The sequence below is a fragment of the Candidatus Skiveiella danica genome (genome assembly GCF_022705245.1).
GTDB classification, from domain to species: domain Bacteria; phylum Pseudomonadota; class Gammaproteobacteria; order Burkholderiales; family Burkholderiaceae_C; genus Skiveiella; species Skiveiella danica.
Map to the genome: position 1 here is coordinate 1 of NZ_JAKJEW010000106.1, position 321 is coordinate 321.

The window sequence follows — 321 nt, forward strand, 5'->3', positions numbered from 1 at the left end:
CCGGGCTGAAGTCTGTGGCGCTGGCTGCCCAGTCGATTATCGCGGGGGATGCCGAGATTGTGGTCGCGGGCGGAACTGAGAACATGAACCTCGCTCCGTACATGCTCGACAAGGCGCGGACGGGATACCGCATGGGCCACGGCCAGCTGATCGACTCGATGATCCACGACGGCCTCTGGTGTATCTTCGGCGACACGCATATGGGTATCACTGCGGAGAACCTGGCTGAGCAGTACGGCATTTCCCGCGCGGAGCAGGACGAGTTCGCCGCGGCCAGCCAGGCCAAGGCAGCGGCGGCCATCGAGTCCGGCAGGTTCGCCG

1 pseudogene is annotated in these 321 nt (G+C 65.1%); it reads left to right on the forward strand.

The window, feature by feature from the left end:
• A pseudogene (locus ACMUOY_RS20270) lies at nt 1-321 on the forward strand (acetyl-CoA C-acetyltransferase); the annotation flags it as partial.